The 16742-nt window shown below is 37.5% G+C and carries 16 protein-coding genes; 5 read left to right on the top strand and 11 right to left on the bottom strand.

The window, feature by feature from the left end; genetic code table 11:
- Positions 1–291: 291 nt before the first annotated feature.
- From dcm to RHO12_01950, 10 genes are all read right to left on the bottom strand, one after another.
- Positions 292–1614 carry a DNA (cytosine-5-)-methyltransferase gene (gene dcm / locus RHO12_01995; GenBank protein WVD66554.1) on the bottom strand — a complete coding sequence of 441 codons (1323 nt, stop codon included), beginning with the start codon at positions 1612–1614 and terminating at the stop codon, positions 292–294.
- On the bottom strand, positions 1611–2486 hold the full coding sequence (locus RHO12_01990) for a phosphoadenosine phosphosulfate reductase family protein (protein ID WVD66553.1): 876 nt from the start codon (positions 2484–2486) through the stop codon (positions 1611–1613). Before RHO12_01990 ends, dcm begins: the two co-directional genes overlap by 4 nt.
- A gap of 433 nt (positions 2487–2919) precedes the next feature.
- Positions 2920–3456, bottom strand: coding sequence for a DNA cytosine methyltransferase (locus RHO12_01985; protein ID WVD66552.1), 537 nt, complete (start codon positions 3454–3456; stop codon positions 2920–2922).
- Between the two features lie 112 nt (positions 3457–3568).
- On the bottom strand, positions 3569–5875 hold the full coding sequence (locus RHO12_01980; GenBank protein WVD66551.1) for a DEAD/DEAH box helicase: 2307 nt from the start codon (positions 5873–5875) through the stop codon (positions 3569–3571).
- 100 nt (positions 5876–5975) lie between these two features.
- Complete coding sequence (locus RHO12_01975; protein ID WVD66550.1) at positions 5976–7469, bottom strand: DUF6094 domain-containing protein; 1494 nt, start codon at positions 7467–7469, stop codon at positions 5976–5978.
- Positions 7470–7516: 47 nt separating this feature from the next.
- The gene (locus RHO12_01970; GenBank protein WVD66549.1) at positions 7517–8116 is read right to left on the bottom strand and encodes a hypothetical protein; all 600 of its coding nucleotides are present in this window, start codon (positions 8114–8116) and stop codon (positions 7517–7519) included.
- Positions 8117–8208: 92 nt separating this feature from the next.
- Positions 8209–8865, bottom strand: coding sequence for a DUF3275 family protein (locus tag RHO12_01965; protein ID WVD66548.1), 657 nt, complete (start codon positions 8863–8865; stop codon positions 8209–8211).
- Positions 8866–8933: 68 nt separating this feature from the next.
- Entirely contained in the window at positions 8934–9332 is a 399-nt protein-coding gene (locus tag RHO12_01960; protein ID WVD66547.1) for a hypothetical protein, read from the bottom strand.
- Positions 9333–9418: 86 nt separating this feature from the next.
- Positions 9419–9553, bottom strand: coding sequence for a hypothetical protein (locus tag RHO12_01955; GenBank protein ID WVD66546.1), 135 nt, complete (start codon positions 9551–9553; stop codon positions 9419–9421).
- Between the two features lie 133 nt (positions 9554–9686).
- The gene (locus RHO12_01950) at positions 9687–10148 is read right to left on the bottom strand and encodes an STY4534 family ICE replication protein (GenBank protein ID WVD66545.1); all 462 of its coding nucleotides are present in this window, start codon (positions 10146–10148) and stop codon (positions 9687–9689) included.
- Positions 10149–10761: 613 nt separating this feature from the next.
- Between RHO12_01950 and RHO12_01945 the strand changes: the two genes are divergently transcribed.
- Both RHO12_01945 and RHO12_01940 read left to right on the top strand, forming a co-directional pair.
- Positions 10762–11229, top strand: coding sequence for a hypothetical protein (locus RHO12_01945; protein WVD66544.1), 468 nt, complete (start codon positions 10762–10764; stop codon positions 11227–11229).
- 198 nt (positions 11230–11427) lie between these two features.
- Positions 11428–12738 carry a tetratricopeptide repeat protein gene (locus RHO12_01940; GenBank protein WVD66543.1) on the top strand — a complete coding sequence of 437 codons (1311 nt, stop codon included), beginning with the start codon at positions 11428–11430 and terminating at the stop codon, positions 12736–12738.
- A 34-nt stretch (positions 12739–12772) separates the two neighbouring features.
- Here RHO12_01940 and RHO12_01935 read toward each other — a convergent pair whose 3' ends face one another.
- Positions 12773–14059 carry a hypothetical protein gene (locus RHO12_01935; GenBank protein ID WVD66542.1) on the bottom strand — a complete coding sequence of 429 codons (1287 nt, stop codon included), beginning with the start codon at positions 14057–14059 and terminating at the stop codon, positions 12773–12775.
- Positions 14060–14134: 75 nt separating this feature from the next.
- Here RHO12_01935 and RHO12_01930 point away from each other — a divergent pair, with 75 nt between their 5' ends.
- The 3 genes from RHO12_01930 to RHO12_01920 all read left to right on the top strand — a co-directional run bounded on the left by RHO12_01930 (position 14135) and on the right by RHO12_01920 (position 16729).
- Positions 14135–14434 carry a transposase gene (locus RHO12_01930; GenBank protein WVD66541.1) on the top strand — a complete coding sequence of 100 codons (300 nt, stop codon included), beginning with the start codon at positions 14135–14137 and terminating at the stop codon, positions 14432–14434.
- Positions 14422–15270, top strand: a complete 849-nt coding sequence (locus RHO12_01925) for an IS3 family transposase (GenBank protein ID WVD67414.1) — start codon at positions 14422–14424, stop codon at positions 15268–15270. The genes RHO12_01930 and RHO12_01925 overlap by 13 nt, the downstream gene beginning before the upstream one ends.
- A 148-nt stretch (positions 15271–15418) precedes the next feature.
- Positions 15419–16729: a tetratricopeptide repeat protein gene (locus tag RHO12_01920; GenBank protein WVD66540.1), complete on the top strand. Its 1311-nt coding sequence runs from the start codon at positions 15419–15421 to the stop codon at positions 16727–16729.
- The last annotated feature ends 13 nt before the right edge of the window (positions 16730–16742 follow it).

Here is a 16742-nt window from a genome sequence, read left to right as displayed (position 1 = left end):
TGTTAATAATTTAGTGACTATAAATAGTGTCAACGTGTTATGCTATAAACAAATCAATATTGATAAAAACAAAAAAATAGTTTTATTTTTGTAATATTAATGTTGAACAATATGTCAGGAAAAATCACTATAACATAGTTTAGATAACCTTTACGCAGTAAAACACGAAAAAATGAGAATATGATCTCAAATTCTCACACATTACGAATAAAATCGAATGTACCTTGTTTAAGGTGATCATACCTTTAGCCGACAAACTCACTGATTTCTCAGGTTGGCCATCATAAACGGTTATTCCAAGCTTGATAGTGTATGAGCGATGACATCTACTGTCCAACCATTCCCCAAGCATTTATACCGCTGAGTGTTACTTACGCCTTGAGTATAATTATCAGGTAGTGTTTGAAGTCTTTCACATTCAACTGGTGTTAATTTGCGAATATAGCCATCAATCAACACCCCATACTTATCTTGAGCTGTTATTGTGAAAAATTTTGGGCGCTTTTGCGACTTATCTGACATAATATAGCCAAAGAGATATTGCCCCATTTTTGCAGCGCCACCACCAGCCTCACCACATAAAGTAACGGCTTTATCATGTATTGAGTAAACACGGTTTGATTGAGAATCTTTCCTAAAAAATCCAATTTTTTTACTGACTCCTTTTTTATCAAAAATCTGTAACGTTTTATCAAAAGGAATAATGAATGGCTTGATACAAAACACGAGTTGACCTTGGCTTTTAAAGAAATAGTCCCGATCATTTTTATTACTATAATTTGCAGTAATACAATTAGATTTTTTCCTATCAACGGCAAATATAACATGATTATTATGTACCAATGAATGACTTGGTAATGTTGCACTTTTATCGCACTTAATACATCCTTTGTATTTTTCTCGCGGTATTTGCCTTATTCCAAAAACCATAGTAAATGGCACAGCTATTTTAGCGCCTTCACCTTTATTTGTTGTGAGTGTTGGGTTTTTATTAATTGTTACGGGTGTCACGTTTCCATTTATCCCCTTGCCACTTGGATTACAGTTAAATTTAGGTAGTTTCTCACAAACCATAATATTAATAGTTTCGTGAATAATGTCTTTTAATAAAATCCCTTTATCTTTTGGCTGTGCTACATCCCAATTACACCAATAGAGACGTTTTCTGTTTTGAGCTGAAACCAAAGCGCTATTAATCATTATAGGTTCGACACCGACAACAGAGGTGATTATTTTTTCGAACTCCTTTTTCATACGCACATTTTCAAGCAAAAATTTAAGGTACGGATTTAATGATTTAACGTGCGCTAATATTTCAGCAAATCGAAAAAATAAAGCGGAACGCTTATCATTAAAAGCGAGTTGCTTACCTGCAAACGAAAAACCCTGACAAGGCGAACCGGCCAGAATTAAATCAATACTAGCCCAATCAATACCCCAACTCTCCCAATTATTAATATCACCAAGACGTATAATGTTGGGATAATTATTTTGACTAATTTGAATGGCGTATTTATCTATCTCAGAAGCATAATACTTGTTAACTTTTATATTTATGCGCTCAAGCGCAACTCGACCGCAACTTATACCATCAAACAAACTTAATACATTCATTTCAAATTTCCTCGATAAATATTATCCAACTGGCATGAAAATATCTCGCATGATTCCGAACACGAGCCGGAATCGAATGCTTTATTACCCCGAATGGTCACAGCAATTTCTTCTCTTGAATGGTTTTGATACATATACATGATACTTACTAGTGAATTATTGCCTCGATACATGATTTTATTTTCTTGCTGCCTGCGTTCTACAACTCTATTTTTCGGGTCATTGATTAACTCCACAAAATCAATAGCCATTTCTGGCTCATCACGAGTAGCCAAAGCAATTTTATTAATTCCTTTTTTAATGCAGAAAACACAGTTGCCGAGATGTTCTGGTATCTCCAAATCAAACGGTTGTTGTTTCCACCAGTTAATAATATCTTGCTTATCAAAATCGCTAATATCCGCTAAATATTTATAACCACTTAGCGGCTTTAATCGCTTTGGTTCATCTGCTCGGATTCCGAGCCGAGTTTGATAATTACCTTTTCCATATTTATCGTTACAATATCGAGTGAATGGCTCATATTTCATGGTTCGAGTGCAAAAAGCGCCGTTTGGGTACGGTAATCCGTACTTGTGGCAAATATCACGAAAGGGTTGTAAATCCTGCTTTAATTCATCTAGTGATATCTCTCTGTATGAATTAGCTTGTCCGAGTTCCGGATTAACAACTACACGCAAACAAGTTAAATTGATATTAAAATAATTGACTACATTCTTAATAAATTCATATGTTTTCGGGTGTTCCGCCCCTGTGTCCATAAATATGTACTCGACTTTCTCTGGAACGTTAAGACTCGCAGTAATTCGTTTTACTTCATGGACTAAAAAAGCGGATGACCGTCCACCGCTAAAACTGACGACATTAATCATATAGTTTCTCCAATTATTATATTCATCAACATCTATAAACTAATTTCACATGGTTTTATTTTTTATTAGCTGATGGAATAACGTTGTTTGTTACCTACCTTTTTAATTTTAAAAAAGTATTATTGTTAATAATTGGAAATTAATTAACGATTAAATCAATATTCAAACTTTCAAATTTATTTTTATAAAAAATTATGGGGGCGAGTATTATTGATCTATTACAAGGGAGGTTATCGATGAAATTAAACTATTGAGCTAAAGTAATTCCGAACACTCAACTAGTGTTTTTTGTTACAGCAGAAAGATATCCTGCCTCAAAAAAATAGTCCTGTACTGGTTATCATATCTGCCCAGTATAGGCTATGATTTATGATTAAAAATGGTAATAACTGCTGGCACAATGTTTGGCTAGAATCACCCCCTTTGCAGGAGGTTAAGATTTAATTTGAGACAGTTTTTCATAACATGCAGCACTCATTATTCGAGCAAATTCACAGGGAAGCGCATTACCGATTATTTTACAGGCATGATCAACAAACTCAGTTGCAAACTCAAACGTGTCAGGAAATGTTTGAAGCCTGGCAGCTTCTCTAACTGAAATAGTCCTTAATTCTGTTGGATGCCCAAAACGGCCTTTGCTTAATACTGTACATCCTCCGGTAATTGTAGGAGAAGGTGCATCCCACCGCATCCGTCCATATACATTTCCAATACCAACGTTTTTCCCTTGATGACATTTTGGTCGTAAATGCTCTGGAATATCATATCTTGGGCCACCCGGCTTAACATATTTTAGTCTTTCAACATTAATACTTGAAAGATTTCGTGTTACATGCCAATTTAAATTCCTCGGACCTCCATATAAAGGACTTTCATTTAGTGGAATAGGTGCGCCTAATCCGTTTAAGGCTTCCTTTACTGTTAGACTTTTATATATAAATGAATTTGAAAAGGTGTATTTCTGGTGCAAAAATTATAAGTAGAGTCATTTACATTCATGGTATCTATTTTATCGATAAAAAGACCCCCAGTAATTGGTTGTCCAACTATTGGGGATCGCTTCACTAGCCGCTTTTTTATCATTAAGCTATCAATTGCTTGGCCAGCTCAATTTCAATTGAATCACCATCAGAATTTAAAATATCTAATCCTGAATCAGGCATATCACCCGATGTGCTTTGTGAAACCGCTATTTTTTTTGCCATTAATGACAAACAGCGGGTTTGTGCAGAGTTTTCGTAACCCAAATAAATGACTTTCACCTCATTTTTTTGGCCAATCCGAAAAGAACGTTTAGCTGCTTGTTGTAACGTATACACATTAAACCCCGTTTGCAAAAAAACAATCGTTGGAAAATCGAGTAAATCAAGACCTGTTTTAACTAGCTCTGGATTCGTTAAAACAACATCATAGCCCCGATCGACTTTATCTAAAATCCAATCCTCACGTTTTTCAGGTGGTTCACTTGATTTAAGTACAGTAACTTTTAAGCCCGCCTTAGCCAAAATGAGACGTAACCGTGGCGTTAAATCACGTGTACCCGTGTACGTTGTATACACGAGAGTTTTACGACCGTTAGCTTTCTCTGCAAGGCAGAGCTCAACTAATCGCTCTTCTTTAGGTGAACAGTCAATATTACCAAGAGGATCTGGCATATTATCAAACACCGCTGGAACAAAAATAATGCTATCTTTCGTTCTTGGATGCCTAACCTCTTCATCTCTGGCACAGCAATCAGGCCAAGCTAATAGTACATTTAATACCACCCCCATAAGCGTCGTATCACGTTTTCTAAGTGCCGACTTTAATTCAGTCGATAGTTTGGATGACAAACGATCATACTCACTACGTTGATGCTCAGTCATCGCTACTTCCATGTACTCTTCCTTGTACATGGGCAACACATTGTCACCAATATCTTTGAGTTTCAAAAAAACCGTAAACGGAAGCACATAACGCAATATCCCTTTCGGTCCAAAGCCTGGTGCTTTTTGTGTACGCCGAGTAATTTGGTTACCTTTTGCTGTCTTATGACTCATACCATTACGCTCGGTAAAAACCTCTTTTAAAATACCATGATCCTCCATGAATTTCATAGACGCTGAACCAAGTGAACCACGGTTATTAACCGTGTACCCGTCTTCAATCATTTTTGAGGTTAACGCCCTGAAAAGTAAAACAAACAAATCATCCGCATACCCTCCCATGAGCGTTCCGGTTAATAATAATACTTTTTTTACTTGGCTTGCGAGAACCCCCATGGCCTGACCTTGCGCAGAGCCCTGATTTTTGTACTCATGACTCTCATCAACGATTAACATATCAAAGAATCCTTTCGGTAAGTATCGTTTGATAAATTCCGTTGCTTGATATGTACCCTCGCCAAACCCAAACTCTAAATTAGCCAGCGCTCGCTCCATACGCCTTGCTTGTTTATCTGTAAAAATAAAGTCGCCGGACGGATCCATTAAGTTAACAAAATCAGATGCATTATCAGATAACATATTAGAAATAAAGTCATCGCCAAATGTTGACAGTAATGATTCCGATTTTACTGGACCAATAGTAGGAATTTGGCACATTGATTTTTTCACCCGGTCACGAAATGTTGAATTCGTTGTACGCGTTGGTCTCATCAATGTCCATAAAGGATTAGCGCACTTAGGGCACTTGATCCGTTTTTCCATTACGTTGAAGCGTTCAATCGAATACGGTTCACCATTATCATCACGATAAACGTGAAAGCAATCCGAACAACTGACCGCATGGATGGTAGTATAGCGAGTTATTACCTCACCTTTGTCGTTATGCGCATTGTGCTTTTGATACAACTTTTTAAGCACAAACGCATTACGCCAGTGATATCCCATTCTCATCCTGACACGACCAAGGATGAAAAATTCGGGTCCATCAAATGAGTCACCAGTTTTAAACGTATCACGAAGCATCAGCAGCTTCATTAAGGTGTCGGCGCCATTAAGGACCCATACTTTGGCACCTGGCACTGTTTGTAAAATCTCCCGACGCCATTTATACACTAAATGGGGCGGAGAAATAATTAAATGTCGACGATAGTTAGCTTCATTAAATAGCACATACGCAGCAGCAATTGCCATCATTGTCTTACCTGTCCCCATTTCCGCATTAATAATGCCAGCCGGCTCATCTTTATCGAGCAATAACGTGGTGATTGCCTGGACAACATGTGCTTGTGCGGTAAAAGGTTTTCTTATCAATGAATCCATAATTTCCTGCCGTTTTCCTGATGCGTTATCCTCGTTGTAAATGGAGGGATTTGACCTATTCAAACTCGCTAATAATGATCCCTTAAACTCACTAATAAAGTCGCCTAAATCAATTGTTTGTGTCTTTAGTATCGCTTGTTTCATTTTTTAATCCTCTTAATTGCTAAAATAAAAAAGGGAAACAAGCCTATAAGGGGTTGCCTCCCTTATGGGTTAATCTATTTAAAATTAATTACAAACTCGTTTAATATTCCTCAGGTAACATAAAAGTTGTTATAAAACCTTGAGCATCACCCTGCCACTCTGTAATAATCCACAGTTTAATGTCGTCGTTAATGTGATAACTTGCAAAAAGACGATCGCCTTTTTGCCCTTGTTTAACAGCCCTATCATTTAATCGTTTATCACTTGCCTCCATCTCACCCCAATCCCCCTTTTCATAACGGGCAAAAGACGCTGATATAGCAAGCGCAACATTAAAATCTTGGTCGCATAATGCCTTGATTTTTTTTGTACAAACTGTGCGTCCAACCATAACTTGAGCATCAATGTGACGTTCAGTCTTTTTCTCAACTAAGGTCGAAATAGATTCAAGCTCATCATCATCTTCATTATTAGGTTTATTCGTCTGGCTTGAGATCACCAATAATGAACCAAAAGAATCTGAATAAGGCGTGAAATCCCATGCTTTGATTGACGGTATAAACTTATCGGTTAACGTCGTAATGGTTTCCACGTTATCATCATCATCGCATTTAATTTCCGTTTTTTTAGTCTGAGTTTTATAAGTATCCCCTTTGATCACATACGTTTTACCCGTTTGAGATGTCACAACACCCGATATTTCACCGGCAGCGAGTGCAAGTGATAAATGCCAATCTGACATTTGACGTAACGGTTGACGCTTTGTTTTACTCATACTTTGGCTAAACGCATTACGATCAGCCCACAAACCTTGAAATTGATTTAAGCCCTCTTCAAACTCGTCTTGTGTAAATGACAGTTTGTAAAACGCTTTAATCTCAGGATCTTTAGGTTCAGGGACCCGATATAAGTCAGGATCACAGGTATCAATGTCTTGCGGGACAAACTGACCTTCGTAAATTGATTTAAATAATGATTTCACTTCATTTTTCTGCTCAAGAACGATGTCGGCTTGCCTGACTTTTTTACCTATAATAATGATTTGTTTAAATTGCTTATCACACGCAGTAAACACGTTAATATCGGTAAACTGATTTGTGATCCAATTAGATAGCATGTCATCTAGCTGAGTAAACGGTATGATCAGCACTAGTACGCCATCATATTGCAATAAAGGGATGGTGAATCGATAGAAAATTTTCTCTAATCGTTTGTGATCCTTTTGATAGTTAACAATCGCCCCCGTATTTTCTCTGGTGAGATCCCCGTAAGGGGGATTTAAAAATAATAAACCAAAGGATTGAGGCGTAATAACAGTATCAAATAAATCACTGCGTAAGACCTTGTCACAACGGTTTTTCGCAATTTTAGCTCGCTCTTCGTTAAATTCAACACCGAAAAGTATCGCTTCCATACTGATAGAATACGCAAAAAAACTCGCTGCGCTTCCATCACCGACACAAGGGTCAAGAACCCTTATTGGTTTGTCGTCTCGTTTAAAACAATCAATAAGCCCTTTAATGGTTTTATCATCGGTTGGATAATAGCCATTTTTAGCTAAGTTGTGCGCTATGCGCGGAGAAATAAATGCCATAAGCACCTCTTTAACGTGAAATGAATTAATGAAATAATCATGTTTAACTATAGTGTTAATGTTTTGTTTTGAATTAGCTCACTCACCTTATCGACCATAATGTTTTCATTAAGGTTAATCGTAAATGACTGTATTGGACGACCTAACACCAAATTGGCTTTAATCATGTCATTGTCTTTTGCAATTTCAATTACCGACGTTTGCCAGTGGTCAAGTAAAGGGATTGAGGTTAACTGTTTAATGGTTTGGAAAATACTCATATTATTCATGTCAGGTGAGGTATTTTCTTCAAACATTAACATCGCACTTTGATTCTCACGGCAAGGCTGTTTGATGCGTTTATCAAAAATCCAGGCATGATTGAGTGTGCCAAATTGTGAGTGATAAAATTTTTGTGTTTTCTTGTTATATTCGCTATCGTTAGTCAGCTTTGCGTGAAAAAGTAGATTGAGACGATTAACTAATCGAATATCCGTTAATCCCACGTTACTGCTACTGCCAATAGTCAGTTTTGCCAAGAGTTCTTGCATAGCGGTATCTCTCCCCCATACTGATAAAAAAACAAGGTTATCATTGGAGTCAACAATATAGCTATCACACAGTAAATCCGGAATATCTTTTAAGGTAAATGTTGAAATGTCATTCATATGAATTTCCCTAAATTTGTGAATAACTAAAGAGAAATTCAACTCGCAAGGCGTTGAATTTCTCCTGGCGAGTGAGGTACTAAAATCTGACGTTAAAACTGAGCCGGTAACGTCGTTTTAGTATTGTGCAAAGTAGAGCGTAATGTCTTAGTCCATATTTGAGTTTTGTAATCAAACTGATAATTGAGCGATTTAAGTCGTGCTGTTTGATTTCTTAGTTTTAAACGGTCTTCGGTTGAATCGAGTCTAACTTCGTCACCTAAAGGCCACAGTACGCCAAACAATTCTTCATCACTAACATCAATTGCACTTGAACTAACCGCATTGACTGTTCCTTGTGTGTTAACAGGTGAAGATGGTATATCATCTGCATCGCTTTCATTAATAACCGTGTCTTTTTTGGCATGACAATTATTGTGATCAAAAGATCTTTGTTCGTCGCTTGCCGGGTCATGTTCTGACAGGGTAGTTAACGATATATCTTCATCCGTCAATAAGGCATTGCCATTAAGCTCCATCTCATTAAGACGTGCTAAAATTTCAAAGCTGGCACGATTTTGATACATGTACGAATAGGGTTTTATCTCGACAATGACAAATGTCCCTTCATATTTCCCTTCTTCATACTGCTCAATGCGTTTATCTTTAATGGTGAATGATCCAATACTAGTTGTTAATTTTGCTTTATTAAAAGCACCATATTTACCATTTATTTGCGTAATAATAAGTGTACCGGGTAGTGAAATCATAAACATTTTCCCCTTTTTAAAATAAAGCCAGTAAAGATAAAATTAACTGGCTTTTGTGTATGAATAAATTAAACTTGTGAATGAGTGCGATGATATAACCGCACTTTTAGTCGCCATTCCGTAAGCTGTTCAAAATGAGCCAGTTCAAGAAATTCAAGCGGGCAAGTAAGATAAATAGGACATGAATATTCACTACAGTGAGAATAATACCATTGCCCCTCTTCGTTTTTAATGGTGTAACATTTAATGTAGAGATAACGCCCCATTTTAAGCAAATTTTTATAGTCTTTTGTTACATTGAACTCCATCACAGACCATAATACTGTTATACCTTGTTCATTTGGTTCACAAACATGATATAAATGCGTTTTTTGCTCGTAATATTCGCCACGATCTACATGCATGATTAACGCTTGTATTAGTTCAGATTTAGTATGACACCCCGTTATATTCCATTTCATATTCATAATGACCTCTCAAAAAAATAATAAAAGGAGATCATCACTCGTGAGGAGTGAAAACCTCCTCACGGCAGATTTAGAAATTGAAATGATTACACTGGTAACGAGTGTATATGTTCATGAATAATAGCGCTTAATGAATTTAAAATATCTTCGGGAATAATCGCAACACCATCAACTAATGCTGCAAAATAGTGTTGTGAGGAAAAAATATAATTGTAAAACATGGTCATTCTCCAAAAATTAAGTAATTAAAAAGGAGAATTATCCACATAGGGACTAATTCCCCTATGGGTCGAAAAGTGAGAAAAAAGATAACCCAAATCTAGCTAGGTGGGTTATCTTATTAAGCGCACATAGCTAAGCAGCGCCCTGTTCATCATTAGATGGTGACTCAACTTGATTTTCTGATGATTGCTCTTTATCAGAATATTTAAGCTCCCCATCGATTTTAATGCTGGTAACTTTAAGCAAACGCGCTTTTAAACTAACGCCCGTTTGACCTTGTTTAGCACCTTTGCTGTAGGTGAACGTTTCTGAGTACAAATCACCTAAACAAAAACTGATTAGGATCTTTTTCTTTAAATCTGATGCCTCAATACATCTTTCCATCAAATCTTTTGCTTTTTCACCTGTTACATTACATTCAAAATAGGTGTATTCCACATCTTCACTATTCCCACGCAGCGCAGCAATAGTACAAGATAAATAAGGTTGACCTTTTTTGACTGTAACTTCACGAATTCGATTTACGTACCCAATACCTTTAATATGCAAATCAAAAAATTGTTTAGTTGTCGAAGTATTAGTTAAATTAGTCATAGTATTCTCCAAAATTAAGTAATAAAAAAAGGAGAATCTTTAAGCCCAGTAGGGTTAAAATTCCCCTATGGGTGTGTAATAAGATAAGTTAATTGGAACTCAACATCATATTGATGGCCAACTTGCGAATGCACTGAGTTTGTTAGCTAAAGGATATGGTCACCTTAAACAAGGCACGTACCAGGTTACCGGCTACGTGTGAGACTTAATAACCATTGTCTCAGGCTGTTTGTTACAAAAAGTAACGGAACCATATCTATTATATCAATCTTATTTTTTGTTACAAGGTCTAATTGAATAGACCTAAAATAAACCCTTATGATTAAACGCTTTAGATAACTAGTATTGTATTTGTGGGTTAAATGCTTGGGTAAAGCCTAATTCTAATCTGATTTGCGGTGATTGCAAAACAATCATGTTTAGTTGCTAAAATGCCTTTTCCCTCAAAAGCTTTTTGCGTTATTTATCAAATAAAGAAGAATTAGAAACCAAACTCATTAAACTTTCAACTTATAACACAAAAATTATAAATTAATTTAAAATTAATTTTAATTTATTTTTCTATTCTTTCATTCTTTAATAAAATTTAAATATATTAACATGTTTAAAAAAAATGAAATTCATTTCTGCAAGTATGATAGCCAAGAATAAATCAGGTAAAAGAGGAGGGAAAGCCACTGCTTTTAATGGCATTACAACAACCCTTGTTTATTACCACAACCGTAATGTTCCATCAAGGATTATAACGATAAGGCTTGATGAAAAAAGTATGAATCAATCGAGAATTAATATAGGTGACCGTGTTGACGTACTATTTTCGGAAGATAAACGAACATGGCAAGTAAAATTATTGAATAATGATGAAGAAGCTCGATACAAGGTGAGTCACGCATCAAACAAATCAGCATCAGGTGTAATAAGATTCACATGGTATGAAGGTATGCCTTGGTTTGGAGATTTTAATAAAACAAAGAAAATTAAGGCAAAAATAAGAAATGATGATAAAGATTTAAAGGTTTCTATTGGAGAAATTTGTTTTTTAATTAAAGACCCTTTATCTTTTGAATATATAAACGAATAAAACGTTAAGTATTCAACTCGAGACAATTAGCTATTTTTAGACTAGAGCCTTTTTAGGATAGGACCATTGCTATTATGGCCCTATCTAATAAAAATTACCCCTAAAACCTTTACCATTAATACATTGCCATTATATTAACGGTTCATTTTATGCTAGACTAGCGCTTTAAAATTATAGTAGTAAAGTGAAAACAATATAATGCTAAAACAAACACAATTATTCTCGCTGTTTACCCTACTGACCCTGCTCATCATCTCCAACTGTAGTGTTGATGCCAAACTACGCTGTACTCTGCTAAATAACCAACAAAATATCGCTGACTGCAATACGCTCGCAGATAGTGGCGATGCTAATGCACAAAATACCCTGGGTGAAATTTATTACCAAGATGCGCTTATCCATAAAGGCTATCACACTAAAGCCCGTATCTTATTTGAAAAAGCCGCTAACCAAGGGCTGGCTAAAGCGCAATATAACTTAGGTGCCATCTACCGTGATGAATTTAATAACTTCCCGGTTGCCTTAAGCTGGTTTGAAAAAGCCGCCGCCCAAGGCAATAGCGATGCGCAAAATAGTATTGGTTATATTTACGAAAATGGCTCGGGCGGCGAAGCGCCACGGCTATACACCTTTGATGATAATGGCAAAAATATAGATCCTGAGCTACCTTATATTGAAGCGAAATTTGCCCCGTATGACTTTCAGTTACCTGTCGTCACTTATCCGCGTGCTATTTATCCGATTAGTGAATATGGCCAAGGGGTTGAGCCTGACCTACCTAAGGCGTTTGAGTGGTACCAAAAAGCCGCGGCGCAAGGTAATGCCCTTGCCCAAACTAACCTCGCCTATTTTTATTTAATGGGCATTGTGGTCGATAAAGATGAAAAGCAGGCATTTAAACTCTATCAACAGGCGGCCAAACAAGATTGCCCACCGGCGCTAAAATCGCTGGCATTTATGTATATGCAAGGCCTTGGCACCAAAGAAGATATCCCCAAAGCCTTTAGTGCCCTTGAGCAAGCCTATAGACTCCTACCTGATGATAATCTATGGCATATGATTAACCTCAAGATGTCCATTCGCCATTCACTCAAAACATCACTCCCTCATAATAGTTCTGTTTTCCGTAAACCGTTTGACTATAAAGACTCCAGTGATGAAGACTATATTCATGAACGGCTAAAATACTTAAAATGTGTGTACCAGTTAGACTTTAAACATGCAAACGGTATTGGAGGGATATTTGTCTCGGTAAGAGCTACGAAAGCACTTGTACTTGGCGAGTCTATCGGTGAAAACTCACTATTTAAAGAGCGCTATTTAATAAAACAAGCCATCCAAGGCTATTATGAGACAATGACGTCGTTAAGTTACTACTATAAAGCTGAAGAGCAGGATATGCCACGCGCCCAGCTATGGCGTAAATACGCCATCAAAATGGGCGAACTTAACCACAGTAATGTATGGCCGGGCTATGACGACAATCAAACCGATAACGATGATAAGTAAGTAGTAACGGGCATTAAGCCCGTTACTGTTAAAACTACAGCAGCCATTTTAAGGCTTCGTTTTCGGCCTGTAGTAAAATAGTTTCATGATCTTGTTGAAGTTTTTCGATCGCCTGTTTCTCAAGCTCGGAGAGGTTAATGTTGGTTTTTTCTTCTATAACCGCTTTTAACATCTCAATTTCCTCAAAGGCTTGCGCCTGGCTAAAACTGGTTGTGAATTTTTGCTCTTGCTTATAAATACCTAAAGCAGAATAACTTAACCATACTTGAATCTCATTATCAGCAAAATAGTCATACAGTAATTCAATCACTAAGGCAGTAATACCAAGAATACCGGCAAAGCGAAATAACACCACCCTTAATGCAAATAGATTAAATGCTTTTTGCACCCCTTGGCTTACTATATAATTTTGCGCTCTTTTTTCAAAAAACGTCACTACCCATTCATAACGGTAGCTTAAACCTAACATAATATTTAATCCGCCGGAGGTTAAATAGGCAGTCGAGGATAACAAGCCAAAGGTACCCGCCACATAGTTGCCGCGTTTAAAATGGTCAATGGTGCCACCCGCCATCTTGATACCGGAAAAAAAGCCAATTAAGCCACTGAACACCCCAAACGACACTTTAGCATAGGCAAACGAGGTGGTGGTTTTACCACGAACGGCCCGAATTGAGTACGCCACAAAATCGGATGTGGTTGCAACCAGTGAACTGGTGGCAATCAGCTGTTCCATCGCAATATCGCTATCACTGGCAAACAGTGATGGCTTCTTAGCCATAATATAGTGCCAGTTATACACCTCAAAAGCGCCAACCAAAAATGCCAAACGCGCACTCCGTAAATGCAGCTGGTTACGCGTAATTTTGGCAGTAGTTGCCTCAGAGAACACGTTAAATGAAAGATTGAGGGTTTTCTTAAAAAACTGGTCAATATCGACCAAGTTATCGACAAACCGTCCATCTAACTGTTTAATTGCGGTATTTAAACTCTCGCGCAGCTGTTTAATTAAGTGTTTCGCCTGCGCCGGGTAGGCGCTCGACAGTAACTTAAATCCCCCGCCAATATTTACCCCTGGTGCAGTACCGCTTTTAAAGGTGACCCACGCTTTCATCAATTGGTATTTCAAATGGGCGTAAAACACCCCAGTTTGCCATACCACGCCAGAGATAGCCAGTGAGGCCACTTCAGCGATCATGGCCCCCATACTATATAATCCGTCTTTAGTAGGAGTACACTTTGCTATTAAATTATCATAAATTTTAAGGATTACGGCTGGGAAAGTATCAAGGGTGTGATAATTTGAGAACCATTTAATCATGGATAGGCTACACTAAATCATACAACTTTTTTAGGGGGTAAGGTAAACTTATCACAACTTAAAAAGGAAACTGATATGATTCAAGTTAAACGACAAAGACGAACATTTAATGATGATTTTAAACAGCAAATGGTTAATCTCTATCAATATGGCAAGTCGCGTAGTGAGCTAATAGCGGAATATGATTTAACTCCATCAGCACTAGATCGTTGGATTGCCCAAGCAACTCACACCGGTTCATTCAAAACAAAAGATAATCGCAGTCCGGAAGAACAAGAATTAATTGCTTTACGCAAAGAGCTCAATCAGCTTCGTATGGAGAATGATATCCTAAAGCAAGCAGCACTGATAATGGGACGAAAATCGATATCCTAAAAGCAAACCTGCATCGTTATAGTATAACGAAGCTGTGTCAATATTTAGGGGTATCAAGGCATTACGCCTATTATCAGTGTAAAGAAAATAAACACAAGTCGGTAGCACGTTACGCGGATACAATTCTGACGATATTTAAACGTAGTTATCAATCGTATGGTACAAGGCGAATTCGCTTAGCTTTGCAAAAAGATGGTATTAGGGTTTCCCGTCGTTATGTTGCTCGGGTAATGAAATCGTTATTACTTGTATCGAAATATACGATTAAACGTTATAAAGTTCATCAAGCCGAGGTAAATGAAAAAACGATAACCAATCACCTACAACGACAATTTGACGTAGGCGATAAGCAGCAGGTCATTGTGGCTGATTTAACGTATATTCAAGTAAATCGACATTGGAATTATTTATGTGTTTTAGTGAGTTTATCCGATAGACAGATTGTCGGTTATCGTGTTGGTAAGCATAAAACAGCGGAGTTAGTTATGTCGGCGCTGAGTCAAGTTAAACAACCACTATCTACACTCAACATGTTTCACTCTGACCGTGGTAATGAATTTGATAATCAGTTATTGGATAATTGCTTTAAGGCATTTAATATTACACGTTCATTAAGTAAGAAAGGTTGTCCTTATGATAATGCAGTTGCGGAAGCCACATTTAAAACGATTAAAACGGAATTTGTAAAAGGAGAAACATTCATAACCACAACAGAGTTGCAACAAGCCTTCACTGCATACGCTTATTGGTACAATCATAAACGATTACATTCTTCGTTAGGCTATATGTCTCCCGTTGAATTTAAAAAACAAGTACCCCTTAATTTTATTGTATGAAAATATGTTGCCATTCCAGCTATTATGGCCCTATCTAATAAAAATTACCCCTAAAACCTTTACCATTAATACATTGCCATTATATTAACGGTTCATTTTATGCTAGACTAGCGCTTTAAAATTATAGTAGTAAAGTGAAAACAATATAATGCTAAAACAAACACAATTATTCCCGCTGTTTACCCTACTCACCCTACTCATCATATCCACCTGTAGTGTGGATGCCAAACTACGCTGTACTCTGCTAAATAACCAACAAAATATCGCTGACTGCAATACGCTTGCTGATAGCGGTGATGCTAATGCACAAAATACCCTGGGTGAAATTTATTACCAAGATGCGCTTATCCATAAAGGCTACCACACTAAAGCCCGTATTTTATTTGAAAAAGCCGCTAACCAAGGGCTGGCTAAAGCGCAATATAACTTAGGTGCCATCTACCGTGATGAATTTAATAACTTCCCGGTTGCCTTAAGCTGGTTTGAAAAAGCCGCCGCCCAAGGCAATAGCGATGCTCAAAATAGTATTGGTTATATTTACGAAAATGGCTCGGGCGGCGAAGCGCCACGGCTATACACCTTTGATGATAATGGCAAAAATATAGACCCAGAGCTGCCTTATATTGAAGCGAAATTTGCGCCATATGAATTTCGATTGCCGACCGAGGCTTATCCGCGCGCAGTTTATCCGATTAGTGAATATGGTCAAGGGGTTGAGCCTGACCTACCTAAGGCGTTTGAGTGGTACCAAAAAGCCGCGGCACAAGGTAATGCCCTTGCCCAAACTAACCTAGCCTATTTTTATTTAATGGGCATTGTGGTCGATAAAGATGAAAAGCAGGCATTTAAACTCTATCAACAGGCGGCCAAACAAGATTGCCCACCGGCACTAAAATCGCTGGCATTTATGTATATGCAGGGCCTTGGCACCAAAGAAGATATCCCCAAAGCCTTTAGCGCCCTTGAGCAAGCCTATAGACTTCTGCCTGATAATAATCTATGGCATATGATTAACCTCAAGATGTCCATTCGCCATTCACTCAAAACATCACTCCCTCATAATAGTTCTGTTTTCCGTAAACAGTTTGACTATAAAGACTCCAGTGATGAAGATTATACTCATGAACGGCTAAATTATTTTAAAAAGCTCTACCAATTGGACTTTAAACATGCATATGATATTGGTTCAATATATGCATGGCCAAGGCCGACACAATCGATTGTGCTAGGGGAATCGATGGGCGAAAACTCATTATTTAAAGAGCGTTATTTAATAAAACAAGCCATCCAAGGCTATTATGAGACAATGACATCGTTAAGTTACTACTATAAAGCTGAAGAGCAGGATATGCCACGCGCTCAGCTATGGCGTAAATACGCCATTAAAATGGGCGAACTTAACCACAGTAATGTATGGCCGGGCTATGACGACAATCAAACCGATAACGATGATAAGTAACGAGTAACGAGTA

Source organism: Orbaceae bacterium lpD02 (genome assembly GCA_036251875.1).
Classification (GTDB): Bacteria; Pseudomonadota; Gammaproteobacteria; order Enterobacterales; family Orbaceae; genus Orbus; species Orbus sturtevantii.
The sequence above is the reverse complement of the archived record's forward strand: the minus strand, read 5'-3'. Positions and strand labels throughout refer to the sequence as shown.

What these genes read in the sequence shown, in the direction of transcription:
- RHO12_01960 (WVD66547.1), bottom strand. Translation starts at nt 9,332, where the DNA reads ATGAATATGAAATGGAATATAACGGGGTGTCATACTAAATCTGAACTA.
- RHO12_01940 (WVD66543.1), top strand. Translation starts at nt 11,428, where the DNA reads ATGCTAAAACAAACACAATTATTCTCGCTGTTTACCCTACTGACCCTG.
- RHO12_01955 (WVD66546.1), bottom strand. Translation starts at nt 9,553, where the DNA reads ATGTTTTACAATTATATTTTTTCCTCACAACACTATTTTGCAGCATTA.
- RHO12_01990 (WVD66553.1), bottom strand. Translation starts at nt 2,486, where the DNA reads ATGATTAATGTCGTCAGTTTTAGCGGTGGACGGTCATCCGCTTTTTTA.
- RHO12_01930 (WVD66541.1), top strand. Translation starts at nt 14,135, where the DNA reads ATGATTCAAGTTAAACGACAAAGACGAACATTTAATGATGATTTTAAA.
- RHO12_01965 (WVD66548.1), bottom strand. Translation starts at nt 8,865, where the DNA reads ATGATTTCACTACCCGGTACACTTATTATTACGCAAATAAATGGTAAA.
- RHO12_01950 (WVD66545.1), bottom strand. Translation starts at nt 10,148, where the DNA reads ATGACTAATTTAACTAATACTTCGACAACTAAACAATTTTTTGATTTG.
- RHO12_01920 (WVD66540.1), top strand. Translation starts at nt 15,419, where the DNA reads ATGCTAAAACAAACACAATTATTCCCGCTGTTTACCCTACTCACCCTA.
- RHO12_01945 (WVD66544.1), top strand. Translation starts at nt 10,762, where the DNA reads ATGAAATTCATTTCTGCAAGTATGATAGCCAAGAATAAATCAGGTAAA.
- RHO12_01975 (WVD66550.1), bottom strand. Translation starts at nt 7,469, where the DNA reads ATGGCATTTATTTCTCCGCGCATAGCGCACAACTTAGCTAAAAATGGC.
- RHO12_01980 (WVD66551.1), bottom strand. Translation starts at nt 5,875, where the DNA reads ATGAAACAAGCGATACTAAAGACACAAACAATTGATTTAGGCGACTTT.
- RHO12_01970 (WVD66549.1), bottom strand. Translation starts at nt 8,116, where the DNA reads ATGAATGACATTTCAACATTTACCTTAAAAGATATTCCGGATTTACTG.
- dcm (WVD66554.1), bottom strand. Translation starts at nt 1,614, where the DNA reads ATGAATGTATTAAGTTTGTTTGATGGTATAAGTTGCGGTCGAGTTGCG.
- RHO12_01935 (WVD66542.1), bottom strand. Translation starts at nt 14,059, where the DNA reads ATGATTAAATGGTTCTCAAATTATCACACCCTTGATACTTTCCCAGCC.